This window comes from Pseudomonas sp. AC252, assembly GCF_979258105.1.
In genome coordinates this window covers 2032340-2045242 of record NZ_OZ409837.1, presented here as the reverse complement: position 1 = coordinate 2045242, position 12903 = coordinate 2032340, and the positions used below count along the sequence as shown (strand labels likewise).

Below are 12903 nucleotides of genomic sequence, written 5' to 3'. Positions count from 1 at the left end.
AGCAGCCTCATTTGCTGTCAAGTGATTATTTTCAGAAGTTTTCGAAGAATTCTTCAACAACTTCAACCACTTGCGCTTCCGATCTCTCGTTAGCGGGAGGCGAATTCTACAGCGTTAATCGCTGCTGTCAACACCTCTTTTTCTCCGCTTTCGACCGAGAAGATCGAACCGTTAAAAGAGCTACACATCACTGCTCTTTCAACTCCTTCCAGGCTTCGATGATCTGAAGCAAGCCACTGTCGAAAACTGCTTAACTCTTTGAATCTCAAGGAGTTTTCCGTTTCGACTGCGCCGGAAGTGGGGCGAATTATAGACCTCTGGAATCTGCCGTCAACCGTTAATTTCGCTTTTCTTTCAATAAGTTGCGTATTGGTTAAAAAACATCCAATCAGATGAGAAAAGAGCGCCTTCTATATAGAAGAAGACTTAAAGGACGCCTTCCTCCTTCAACATAGTCACCGCACCTGCCTTCAGACCCAGCACCCGCTGCAGAACCTCTAATGTGTGCTCACCCAATAAAGGAGGCGCATGGCGATATTCAACGGGCGTCTCCGACAATCGAATCGGGCTGGCCACCTGAGGCACCATCCCCGCCAATGCATGAGGCAGTTCGATCGCCAGACCGCGCGCCTTCACTTGTGGGTCTTCAAACACCTGCGACAGATCATTGATCGGCCCACAAGGCACACCCGCCAGCTCCAGTTGTGCAACCCACTCGGCCGTCGTCTTGAAGACAGTCGCCTGGCGAATCAAGGGAATCAACACCGCGCGGTTCGCCACCCGCAGCTTGTTCGTCGCGAAGCGTGGATCATCCGCCCACTGCGGTTGCCCCGCGACTTCGGCGAACTTGCGGAACTGCCCGTCATTACCCACGGTAAGGATGAAGTCACCATCCGCCGTAGGGAAGTCCTGATAAGGCACGATATTCGGATGCGCATTACCCAGGCGCTTTGGCGCAGTGCCCGTGGTCAGGTAGTTCATCGCCTGGTTGGCCAGACACGCGACTTGCACATCCAGCAACGCCATATCGATGTGTTGGCCGCCACCGCCATGATCGCGGTGAGCCAACGCCGCGAGGATCGCCACCGTCGAATACAGCCCGGTGAGAATATCCGTCAGCGCCACGCCCACTTTCACCGGGCCAGCGCCTTCATCTCCTTCAGGTCGACCAGTCAGACTCATCAAGCCGCCAAGGCCCTGGATCATGAAGTCATACCCTGCGCGCTTGGCGTAAGGGCCGGTCTGGCCGAAGCCGGTGATGGAGCAATAGATCAGATTTGGGTTGAGCGCCTTCAGCGATTCATAGTCCAGACCATAGGCCGCCAGACCACCTACTTTGAAATTCTCAATCAGAATGTCCGACTTTGTCGCCAGGTCGCGCACCAGCTTCTGCCCTTCAGGCCGGGTGAAGTCGATGGTTACCGATTGCTTGTTGCGGTTGGCCGACAAGTAATACGCCGCTTCCGACGTATTCTCGCCATAAGCGTCTTTAAGGAAGGGCGGACCCCACGCGCGAGTATCGTCACCATTGCCGGGGCGCTCGACCTTGATCACTTCGGCGCCAAGGTCGGCGAGGATCTGTCCGGCCCAAGGCCCGGCCAGCACTCGTGATAAATCCAGTACCCGCAGATGCGACAGTGCGCCCATGGTCCGCTCTCCTATTAATAGAACGCTTGCAGACCGGTTTGCGCACGCCCGAGGATCAGCGCGTGAACGTCGTGGGTACCTTCATAGGTATTCACTACTTCTAGGTTAACCAAGTGACGGGCCACGCCGAACTCATCAGAGATGCCATTGCCACCAAGCATGTCGCGCGCCATCCGTGCGATATCCAGCGATTTGCCGCACGAGTTGCGTTTCATGATCGAAGTGATTTCAACGGCGGCGGTACCTTCGTCTTTCATACGCCCCAGACGCAGACAGCCTTGCAGTGCCAGGGTGATTTCGGTCTGCATGTCGGCGAGTTTCTTCTGCACCAGTTGAGTCGCGGCCAACGGTCGACCGAACTGCTGACGATCCAGCGTGTATTGGCGTGCGGTGTGCCAGCAGAACTCGGCGGCGCCCAGCGCGCCCCAGGAAATGCCGTAGCGTGCGGAGTTGAGACAGGTGAACGGACCTTTCAGGCCACGCACGTCCGGGAAGATGTTTTCTTCCGGCACGAACACGTTGTCCATGACGATCTCACCGGTGATCGAAGCGCGCAGGCCGACCTTGCCATGAATCGCCGGAGCGCTCAGACCTTTCCAGCCTTTCTCCAGAACGAAGCCACGGATATCGCCGGCATCGTCCTTGGCCCAGACCACGAAGACGTCAGCGATCGGGCTGTTGGTGATCCACATTTTCGCGCCGGTCAGGCTGTAGCCGCCATCGACCTTGCGCGCCCGAGTGATCATCGCGCCCGGATCGGAACCGTGGTTCGGCTCGGTCAGACCGAAGCATCCGATCCATTCGCCGGATGCCAGTTTCGGCAAGTACTTTTGTTTCTGTGCTTCGGTACCGAATTCGTTGATCGGCACCATCACCAGTGAGGATTGCACGCTCATCATCGAGCGATAGCCAGAGTCGACGCGCTCGACCTCACGCGCGATCAAGCCATAACTGACGTAATTCAGACCGCTGCCACCGTACTGCTCGGGAATGGTCGCGCCGAGCAGGCCGACTTCGCCCATCTCACGAAAGATTGCCGGGTCGGTCTTCTCATGACGGAATGCTTCGAGGACACGCGGCGCCAAGCTCTGCTGAGCGAACTGCTCGGCAGTGTCGCGGATCATGCGCTCTTCTTCGGTGAGCTGTTGATCCAGCAGCAGGGGATCGATCCAGTTGAAGCTAGCTTTACCGCCCATGAGTGTGCCCTCGCATCGGGTGAATTAACGTGGCATTCATCCTAGGCGCGGTTCGTCATCGCGGCAAACGAGGATTTCGCATCCTGTTGTGCTAATTTCTCACTTCGAACCGTCGCGGAATGCCATTTATGCGGCGCATTAGTGAGGTTGACGTACATGCGTAGGAAGATCCCCAGCACCGCCGCACTTATCAGCTTCGAAGCTGCCGCCCGCCATGAGAGCTTTACCCGGGCCGCTGAAGAGCTGTCGCTCACCCAAGGCGCCATTTGCCGACAGATCGCCAGCCTCGAAGAGTTCCTCAGTGTGCAACTGTTCCGGCGTTCGCGACGAGGGGTGAAGCTGACGGAAGCGGGACTTTCCTACAGTCGCCGGGTGGCGACTCAGCTCGATGCAGTGGAACGCGACACCCTCTCGGTGATGGGCCAGCAGGGCACCAACGTCATCGAGCTCGCAGTCGTCCCGACCTTCGGCACGCAATGGCTGCTGCCACGCCTCAAGGATTTCCAGCTCAAGCACCCGGAAGTGACCGTCAATCTGACCAACCGCACCCGGCCATTCCTGTTTGCCGACACCCAATTCGATGCCGCGATCTACTTCGGTGATGCCGATTGGTCGGGTACCGAATCCCACAGATTGATGGGCGAGAATCCGATGCCGGTGTGCAGCCCCGCCCTACTCGGCGATCGCAAGCAACTGACAGCGCAAGCCATCGCCGAGCTACCGCTGCTGCAGCAGACCACCCGACCCTACGCCTGGCGCCAATGGTTCAACTCGCAACAACTGAATATCCCTCGCGACATGACAGGTCCACGCTACGAGCTATTCTCCATGCTTGCCCAGGCAGCCATGCACGACATGGGCGTCGCGCTGATTCCGCCGTTTCTGATTCAGCGCGAGCTGGCAGAGAAACGGCTGGTGGTTGCCAACCCTCAAGCGCTCTCCAGCATCAAGGCCTATTACCTAATGATTCCGGAGCGAAAGGTCGAATCGGCATCGCTGAAGGCATTTCGCGACTGGCTGGTAAATCAAGCGCAGAGCTACAGCCTAGAAGAATAAAGGCTCTGCGCAATACTTAACCCCGTAGTCAGAAAAAACAAAGCCCTACAGATATAACTATTTGTCGCTTTCGCGCAGACTGTATCCGAAACTCGTACAGACGTCCCACAAGCTGCCAAACACGTGGCTTTGAGCCTCAAATGGTGACTCATTGCTGCCTATTCACGCCACCGATGCGAAATTTTTCTAAATTCAGCCAGAATCCTTGCAGGGCACGGTCTGCAAGGGGTTCACCTGGCCATCTGCGACATTCGGTCACGGCATGACTTGTAGTTAATTTTCCGTCACCCGTCATAATCCCTTGAAGGGCATAAAGTTCGCCTGCAAAATGCCGCGCCCCGCCCTGATTCGGCGGGATAGTGCTGATCGGCCGCCCCAGTCGCACCATCCGTAGTGCATGGGTTTACTCAATAAGATCACGCAGGAGATTTGACGTGCACATTGGTGTTCCTCTCGAAACCCAGACCGGTGAAACACGGGTTGCTGCAACCCCGGAAACCATCAAGAAGCTGATCAGCCAAGGCCATAAGGTCACTGTACAAAGCGGCGCCGGCGTCAAAGCCAGTGTTGTTGACAGTGCCTATGAAGCGGCCGGCGCAAGCATTGGCAGCGCCAATGATGCGTTTGGCGCCGAGCTGATACTCAAAGTGGTCGCGCCAAGCGATGCCGAACTGACGCTGATCAAGCGCGGTACGGTGCTGGTGGGCATGCTCAACCCATTCAACAACGAGACCATCGCGAAGATGGCTGAGTGCGGCATTACCGCGTTCGCCCTCGAAGCGGCGCCGCGTACCTCGCGGGCGCAGAGCCTTGATGTGTTGTCGTCGCAAGCGAACATCGCCGGTTATAAAGCGGTGCTACTCGCCGCTCACTATTACCCACGCTTCATGCCGATGCTGATGACTGCTGCGGGCACCGTGAAAGCGGCGCGCGTGCTGATTCTCGGCGCGGGTGTGGCCGGTCTGCAGGCGATTGCCACGGCGAAACGTCTGGGTGCGGTGATCGAAGCGTCTGACGTGCGTCCAGCGGTGAAGGAACAGATCGAATCCCTCGGCGCCAAGTTCGTCGACGTGCCGTACGAGACCGATGAAGAGCGCGAATGTGCCGTCGGTGTCGGCGGTTACGCGCGGCCCATGCCGGCGAGCTGGATGCAGCGTCAGGCCCAGGCTGTGCACGAGCGCGCCAAGCAGGCCGATATCGTCATCACCACCGCGCTGATTCCGGGCCGCAAGGCGCCGACGCTGCTGAGCGCCGAGACCGTGGCGCAGATGAAACCGGGCTCGGTGGTCATCGACCTCGCCGCCGCCCAGGGTGGTAACTGCCCACTGACCGTCGCCGATCAGGTCGTCGTGGAAAACGGTGTAACCATCGTCGGCCCGACCAACCTCGCCGGTGAAGTCGCTGCCGATGCTTCGGCGCTGTACGCACGCAACCTGCTGGACTTCCTCAAGCTGGTGTTCACCAAGGAAGGCCAGTTCGACGTCAACCTCGAAGACGACATCGTCGCCGCGTGCCTGATGTGCCGCGACGGCCAAGTCATCCGCAAAAACGCCTAAGCAGGGATTCAGACGATGGAAGAGCTTATCTCCCCCGGTATCTACAACCTGATCATCTTCGTGCTGGCGATTTATGTCGGTTACCACGTGGTCTGGAACGTTACGCCTGCGCTGCACACGCCGTTGATGGCGGTGACCAATGCCATTTCCGCGATCGTGATAGTCGGTGCCATGCTCGCGGCCGCACTGACCGTCACGCCGCTGGGCAAGACCATGGGCACGCTGGCTGTGGCACTGGCGGCGGTCAATGTGTTCGGTGGCTTCCTGGTCACCCGCCGCATGCTTGAGATGTTCAAGAAGAAAGCCCCGAAAGCAAAAGAAGAGGCGCCGAAGTAATGAGCATGAATCTCGTCACGACGCTCTACCTGATCGCGTCGATCTGCTTTATCCAGGCCCTCAAAGGCCTTTCGCACCCGACCACTTCGCGGCGCGGCAACCTGTTCGGCATGCTTGGCATGGCGTTGGCTATCATCACCACGATCGGCCTCATCTATAAGTTGGGCGCTGAGCTGGCTACGGCTGGTATCGGTTATGTCATCGTTGGTCTGCTGGTCGGCGGCACCGCCGGTTCGATCATGGCCAAGCGCGTTGAAATGACCAAGATGCCGGAACTGGTAGCGTTCATGCACAGCATGATCGGCCTCGCGGCGGTGTTCATTGCCATTGCGGCGGTAGTTGAGCCGCAGTCGTTGGGTATCGTTAAACAGCTGGGCGATGCGATCCCGGCGGGCAACCGTCTGGAGCTGTTCCTCGGCGCTGCGATCGGTGCGATCACCTTCTCCGGTTCGGTGATTGCCTTCGGCAAGCTCTCGGGCAAGTACAAGTTCCGCCTGTTCCAGGGCGCGCCGGTACAATTCGCCGGTCAGCACAAACTCAATGCGGTTCTGGGTCTGGCTACGCTGGTGCTCGGCCTGACCTTCATGTTCAACGGCAACCTTACGGCGTTCGCACTGATGCTGGCGCTGGCGTTCGTGATGGGCGTGCTGATCATCATCCCGATCGGCGGCGCCGACATGCCGGTGGTGGTGTCGATGCTCAACAGCTATTCCGGCTGGGCGGCGGCGGGCATCGGTTTCTCGCTGAACAACTCGATGCTGATCATTGCCGGCTCGCTGGTGGGTTCGAGCGGCGCGATTCTCTCGTACATCATGTGCAAGGCGATGAACCGTTCCTTCTTTAATGTGCTGCTCGGCGGTTTCGGCAATACAGCCGATGCAGGTCCCGCTGGTGCGCAGGAAGCCCGTCCGGTGAAATCCGGCTCGGCTGATGATGCTACCTTCCTGCTGACCAACGCCGACACCGTGATCATCGTCCCGGGTTACGGCCTGGCAGTGGCCCGTGCACAACACGCGCTGAAGGAACTGACCGAGAAGCTGACCCATCGCGGCGTAACCGTGAAGTACGCGATCCACCCGGTTGCCGGTCGCATGCCTGGGCACATGAACGTCCTGCTCGCCGAGGCCGAAGTGCCTTACGACCAGGTGTTCGAGATGGAAGACATCAACTCCGAATTCGGCCAGGCCGACGTGGTGCTGGTGCTCGGTGCGAACGACGTGGTCAACCCGGCCGCGAAGAACGATCCGAAGTCGCCGATTGCCGGCATGCCGATTCTCGAAGCGTTCAAGGCCAAGACCATCATCGTCAACAAGCGCTCGATGGCCAGCGGCTATGCCGGTCTGGACAATGAACTGTTCTATCTGGACAAGACCATGATGGTTTTCGGCGATGCGAAGAAAGTCATCGAAGACATGGTCAAAGCGGTCGAGTAATTCACCGTTGCAATAGCGAACGCCCCGACCTTTCGGGGCGTTTTTGTTTGCGCCACACACTGGACAATTTACCGCGTTGTTGCAGATCCGGTAACGGTGTTTTACTGCAAACCCGCGAAATAGAGGCCTCGTTTGCGACCTTGGTAGCGGGACAGGCGCCGGCCAAATTCACTAGACTGCGCATCCTGCTACTCGTTGCCCGAGATAATAATCCATGTACCGTGACCGTATTCGCCTGCCTTCGTTGTTGGATAAAGTGATGAGCGCTGCCGACGCTGCCGCTCTGATTGAGGACGGCATGACCGTCGGCATGAGCGGTTTCACCCGCGCCGGCGAAGCCAAGGCCGTTCCCCAAGCACTGGCCGAGCGCGCCAAGGTCACGCCGCTGAAGATCAGCCTGATGACCGGCGCCAGCCTGGGTAACGACCTCGACAAGCAACTGACCGAGGCCGGCGTGCTGTCGCGGCGCATGCCGTTTCAGGTCGACAGCACGTTGCGCAAGGCAATCAACGCCGGCGAAGTGATGTTCATCGACCAGCATCTCTCGGAAACGGTAGAGCAGTTGCGCAACCAGCAATTAAAGCTGCCGGACATTGCCGTCATTGAGGCAGTCGCCATCACCGAACAAGGCCACATCGTGCCAACCACTTCGGTGGGCAACTCGGCCAGCTTCGCGATCTTCGCCAAACAAGTGATCGTCGAGATCAACCTGGCCCACAACGCCAACCTCGAAGGCCTGCACGACATCTATATCCCGACGTACCGCCCGACGCGCACGCCAATCCCGCTGGTGAAAGTCGACGATCGCATCGGCAGCGCGGCAATTCCGATTCCGCCGGAGAAGATCGTCGCGATTGTCATCACTCAGCAGTCGGACTCGCCGTCTACAGTGTCGGTACCGGACGTTGATACCAACGCTATCGCCGAACACCTGATCACCTTCTTCAAGCAGGAAGTTGCGGCCGGGCGCATGACCAACAAGCTCGGCCCGCTGCAGGCTGGGATTGGCAACATCGCCAACGCGGTGATGTGCGGCTTGATCGACTCGCCGTTCGAAGACCTGACCATGTACTCCGAAGTGCTGCAGGACTCGACCTTCGACCTGATCGATGCTGGCAAGCTGAGCTTCGCCTCAGGCAGCTCGATCACCCTGTCCGAGCGGCGCAACAGCGACGTGTTCGGCAACCTGGAGAAGTACAAGGACAAACTGATTCTGCGGCCGCAGGAGATCTCCAATCACCCGGAAGTGGTGCGCCGGCTGGGCATCATCGGCATCAACACCGCGCTGGAGTTCGATATCTACGGCAACGTCAACTCCACCCATGTCTGCGGCACGCGGATGATGAACGGCATCGGCGGCTCCGGCGACTTCGCGCGCAATGCGCATCTGGCGGTATTCGTGACCAAGTCGATCGCCAAGGGTGGCGCGATTTCCAGCGTGGTGCCGATGGTCAGCCACGTCGACCATACCGAGCATGACGTCGACATCCTGGTGACCGAAGTCGGCCTCGCCGACCTGCGTGGCCTGGCGCCACGGGAGCGTGCACGAGTGATCATCGACAACTGCGTGCATCCAGACTTTCGCCAGGCACTGAATGACTACTTCAGCGCTGCCTGTGCAATCGGCGGTCATACCCCGCACATTCTGCGCGAAGCACTGAGCTGGCATATGAACCTGGAAGAAACCGGGCGCATGCTGGCGGTGTGATTCACACAGATAATCACCGAGGCAAACACAGTTTTGCCTCGGTGGGTGTGCGCGAGAAGCAGGATCGCAAAAAACTGTACTGCTGTACCGGTCTTTTCCTACAGCAAAGTCCTATTCAATCCCCAGATACGAGCCGAAATGCACCAACCGAGTGCAGACAGGTACAGTTTGCCCAATTTCGACCCGTACACCATGCATAAACAGTTAACTGCTCGCTCACAATACAAATGAACTGTATCTACAGAGACTATCCAAACGAGAGGATCATGGGCACCAGTCAAACCACTACCTGATCCCGCCACAAGCGGAAGGATGTCAACCATGGAACGTACACTCAGTTCCGAACTGTTCTTCGAAGACAAAGCTGTAAACACCCAGGCTTCCCTGCCTCTGCGCGTTATTGCCAACCTGATGTTGTGGCAGCGCCGCATCTCCAGCCGCCATCAACTGGCTCGTCTGGACTCGCGTCTGCTGGCCGACGCCGGTATCAGCGAAGCACAACGCTACGAAGAGTTGAGCAAGCCGTTCTGGCGCTAAGCAGCGTCGCTGGCTCTGGTCTTCAGACCCACCGCCAGCAACCCGAATTGCACAAGCAGAACCCGTCGTGGGAAACCACGACGGGTTTTGTCGCTTCAGGGGCTTTGAATGCTCTAAAACGCATAACTGAATGAGCACAGGTACAATTTTCGAATTCTCGTATGACGCCAGTACAGTCATCCAGAACCTTTGGAGTATCACTGGCCACCACTGGGCGAACCGCATTTGCCAGCCTAATATCCCTGCAGAACGTGGCGAACGTTGCGCAACAGGCGTCTGACTCCTCAGATACCGAGCCACCTCTCACTACGGTTTATCCAAAGGAGTTCCATCATGACCCGTCTTCGTCTGCTCAGTGCCGCCGCCCTGCTGGCCGTGGCTGCCAACGCCAGCGCTACCAGCTTCATCGTCACCACCGACTCGATCGTCGGCGCGCTGAAGGCTTCTTCCGATGCCACTTCCGATGTGACCTCCTCTTTCCGTGACGACAAGATCGTCCTTGCCGCCCGCGACGATGCCGCCAGCTTCGTCGCCAGCGAAGGCGACATCCGCGGGGTGAAACTGGAAAGCGCGCTGGACCACATCCGCCATCACGCGCCACAACTCAATGCCACCGACGCCCAATTGGCTCAGGCCATTCTGACCCTCTGATCGTTTGCCGCATGGCGGGACACGCCAGCCGTGTCCCGATGTTTCAATGCTGGCTCTGGCCCGGGCATTTGCGCTAGCCTTCAGGCTCGTCAACAGTTGTCGAGTCCCATGCGCTTTCTTCCAACTCTGCTCATCTCTTCTACTTTATTCGCTGCCTGCTGGGCGATGTCTGCCAACGCCTTCGATGCTTTCAATGCGTCGACCCAAGGCACGGTTGTCAGCGGTTACGCCACCAGCATGGTGTCTTCTGCGCCGTTCGACCGTAAACTGCTGCTCGCCGCCCATGATGACGCGGCTGCCTTTGTTGCCAGTGAAGGTGAATGGCGAGGCGCACGGCTGGAATCCGCGCTGCATTACCTGCGCAAAACCCGGCCGAAACTTCATGCCAGCGACCTTGAACTGGCAGAGGCAATTCTCGTCCAATAGTTATCCTTGTCCTTCCGGAGTCGTTCCATGCGTAGCCCGCTGATTGCTGCCGCCCTTGGCCTGTTTGTGTTGGCCGATGTGGCCCAGGCGCACACCCTGGTAGCCACCAGTAACATCATCGTTCGTGCCTCCCAGCGCACCATCGATTTCACCTCCGATACCACCACGTCGATTCGCGATTCGAAAATCATCCGCGAAGCCCACGACGACGCCGCCAGTTTCGTCGCCAGCAACGGTGACATCCGTGGCGCGCACCTCGAAGCCGCCCTCAACACCTTGCGTACCCGCGTGCCGGAAGCACGCGACGCCAGTGACCAGGTACTCGCCGAAGCCATCCTCGCACTGTGAGGTCCGTTGGCGCCTGGCTGCTGGCCGGAGCGTTGTTGCTGCTTGGCAACAGCGCCCACGCCGGCCTGCAATTGCGGCTCAAGACCGAGGGTTTGAGCCCGGCTCAAGTACAGGCCAGTCAGGCGCTGATCGATGAAGCCATGCACAAGCTGCCGCCGAGTTTCATCGAGCGGCTGGATCGGCGCATTGATGTCGGCTGGACCGATGACATGCCTGCCAACGCTTACGGGCAGGCAACGCTGGTTGCCGAGCTCGATCTGAATCGCAAGCTGCTCGACGGTCTCACCGATGGCAGCGCGGCGAAAGAGAAAACCAATCGCCCCCACGGCACTGTGCGCCAGGAACTGCTGGCCACGGTGCTGCACGAAATCACCCACATTTATGATCGCGCGCGTTTATGGCCAGGCGCCGAACGCACGCTGATCCAGCGCTGCTCCCGACGCTTCAACAGCGCCGGGCTGATCGGCATTCCCGATGAGTGTCGCGGGCAGAACGGTCGCCGCTTCACCATCAGCGACGACCCGCGCCTGCTCGACCTCGCCGGGTGGCAGCAATACGTCGGCCGCCGCGGCGAGCGCGAACAACACAATCGCCAGGTCGCGCGCAGCCCGGATCTTTACGAGATCTCCAGTCCCAAGGAATTCGTTGCGGTCAACATGGAGTACTTCCTCCTCGACCCGAGCTACGCCTGCCGCCGCCCGGCGCTGTATCGCTACTACAAGGACCATTTCGGCTGGGCGCCGCCAGCACTGGGACACCTGCAGCAAGAGCTTCGCCTTTCTCAATGCGGGCAATGACTTCGCCAAGCAGCCCTTGGGACAAGTCGATCCGGAACGGGTCTACGCGGTCGATTACCTGCTGGCCGAGGCCAATCAGAACTGGGTCAGCCGCTGGGGCCACAGCATGCTGCGCCTGGTGATCTGCGCCCCCGGTCGCCCGCGTGGCCCGGATTGCCGCCTCGACCTCGATCAGCACTTGGTGTTGTCCTATCGCGCCTTCGTTGGCGATGTGCAGCTGTCGAGTTGGGATGGTCTGGTCGGCAAATACCCGTCGCGGCTGTTCGTGCTGCCGCTGGCGCAAGTGATCGACGAATACACCAAAACCGAGCTGCGCAGCCTCGCTTCGGTGCCGCTGAACCTGTCTCGCGAGGAAATCGAAGGCGTGGTCGAACATGCCGCCGAGATGCACTGGAGCTACGACGGCAACTACTTCTTCCTGTCCAACAACTGCGCGGTAGAAGGCTTGAAGCTGTTGCGCAGCGGCAGCAATAACAGCCAGCTTGTCGGGCTCGACAGCATCATGCCCAACGGCTTGCTCGAAGTGCTCAAGGGCCGTGGTCTGGCCGATACCAGCGTGCTAGACGATCCGAAAGAAGCGCTACGCCTGGGCTACCGCTTCGACTCGTTCCGTGATCGCTATCAAGCGATGTTCGATGTGCTGAAGAAGCAGCTGCCGATCAAGCAGACCACTGTCGAAGACTGGCTGTCACTCAGCGCTGAACAACGCCGCGAATGGTTTGACCGCGCCGACCTGCGCACCAGCGCGGCGCTGTTGCTGCTCGAGCAGGCGAGTTTTCGCCGGCAGCTGTTGCTGGCGCAGGACGAGGTCAAGCAACGCTACCTCGGCGCCCGCGAGCTGGAAAACGGCGGCATGGACAAAGCCAACGCGACGCTGCAGGAGATCCTCGCCAACAGCGGCTTCCTCAGCCGCCCGGCGGAACTGCTCGATTCCAAAGGTTATGGACTGCCGCAGCCAAACGAGTTCAGCCGACTGGAAGCGGAAAGCAGTCAGCGCCAGAAGAAGCTGCTGGCGCTGTCCGGCGACCTTGATACCGAAGTGCGCAAACTGCTCGAACCCAAGCGCGCCGCCGAGATTGCCGCGAGCGAGGCCAATGTCAAACAGATTGGCGAGCACCTGCGCAAACTGCACAAGGCATCAGGCGGACTGCAATTGCCCTGAGCACAAAAAAAGGCTTCAGAACGATGTTCTGAAGCCTTTTTGGTTTTCCC

11 protein-coding genes and 1 pseudogene are annotated in these 12903 nt (G+C 59.0%); 10 read left to right on the top strand and 2 right to left on the bottom strand.

Features of this window, described 5'->3' with window-relative positions:
• Nucleotides 1-426: 426 nt before the first annotated feature.
• Nucleotides 427-1647: a CaiB/BaiF CoA transferase family protein gene (locus tag ACZZZ4_RS09570; protein WP_463547706.1), complete on the bottom strand. Its 1221-nt coding sequence runs from the start codon at nucleotides 1645-1647 to the stop codon at nucleotides 427-429.
• 14 nt (nucleotides 1648-1661) lie between these two features.
• The gene (locus tag ACZZZ4_RS09565; protein ID WP_039757058.1) at nucleotides 1662-2843 is read right to left on the bottom strand and encodes an acyl-CoA dehydrogenase; all 1182 of its coding nucleotides are present in this window, start codon (nucleotides 2841-2843) and stop codon (nucleotides 1662-1664) included.
• Between the two features lie 156 nt (nucleotides 2844-2999).
• Between ACZZZ4_RS09565 and ACZZZ4_RS09560 the strand changes: the two genes are divergently transcribed.
• The 10 genes and pseudogenes from ACZZZ4_RS09560 (at nucleotide 3000) to ACZZZ4_RS09515 (ending at nucleotide 12853) form a co-directional block, all read left to right on the top strand.
• Nucleotides 3000-3899 (top strand): LysR family transcriptional regulator, encoded by a 900-nt coding sequence (locus ACZZZ4_RS09560; protein ID WP_039757059.1) that lies wholly within the window; start codon nucleotides 3000-3002, stop codon nucleotides 3897-3899.
• 434 nt (nucleotides 3900-4333) lie between these two features.
• Complete coding sequence (locus ACZZZ4_RS09555; RefSeq protein ID WP_110644714.1) at nucleotides 4334-5455, top strand: Re/Si-specific NAD(P)(+) transhydrogenase subunit alpha; 1122 nt, start codon at nucleotides 4334-4336, stop codon at nucleotides 5453-5455.
• 15 nt (nucleotides 5456-5470) lie between these two features.
• Complete coding sequence (locus ACZZZ4_RS09550) at nucleotides 5471-5791, top strand: NAD(P) transhydrogenase subunit alpha part 2 (RefSeq protein WP_003220416.1); 321 nt, start codon at nucleotides 5471-5473, stop codon at nucleotides 5789-5791.
• Entirely contained in the window at nucleotides 5791-7224 is a 1434-nt protein-coding gene (locus tag ACZZZ4_RS09545) for an NAD(P)(+) transhydrogenase (Re/Si-specific) subunit beta (RefSeq protein WP_463547705.1), read from the top strand. The genes ACZZZ4_RS09550 and ACZZZ4_RS09545 overlap by 1 nt, the downstream gene beginning before the upstream one ends.
• A 214-nt stretch (nucleotides 7225-7438) precedes the next feature.
• Entirely contained in the window at nucleotides 7439-8932 is a 1494-nt protein-coding gene (locus tag ACZZZ4_RS09540) for an acetyl-CoA hydrolase/transferase family protein (RefSeq protein WP_463547704.1), read from the top strand.
• Between the two features lie 321 nt (nucleotides 8933-9253).
• Nucleotides 9254-9469 carry a DUF1127 domain-containing protein gene (locus ACZZZ4_RS09535; protein WP_007911656.1) on the top strand — a complete coding sequence of 72 codons (216 nt, stop codon included), beginning with the start codon at nucleotides 9254-9256 and terminating at the stop codon, nucleotides 9467-9469.
• Between the two features lie 333 nt (nucleotides 9470-9802).
• Nucleotides 9803-10120, top strand: coding sequence for a DUF2388 domain-containing protein (locus ACZZZ4_RS09530; protein ID WP_415760922.1), 318 nt, complete (start codon nucleotides 9803-9805; stop codon nucleotides 10118-10120).
• Between the two features lie 108 nt (nucleotides 10121-10228).
• Entirely contained in the window at nucleotides 10229-10546 is a 318-nt protein-coding gene (locus ACZZZ4_RS09525; RefSeq protein WP_039757068.1) for a DUF2388 domain-containing protein, read from the top strand.
• A gap of 27 nt (nucleotides 10547-10573) precedes the next feature.
• Entirely contained in the window at nucleotides 10574-10894 is a 321-nt protein-coding gene (locus ACZZZ4_RS09520; protein WP_039757071.1) for a DUF2388 domain-containing protein, read from the top strand.
• Nucleotides 10891-12853 (top strand): annotated as a pseudogene (locus ACZZZ4_RS09515) (DUF7844 domain-containing protein). Before ACZZZ4_RS09520 ends, ACZZZ4_RS09515 begins: the two are co-directional and overlap by 4 nt.
• Nucleotides 12854-12903 lie beyond the last annotated feature (50 nt).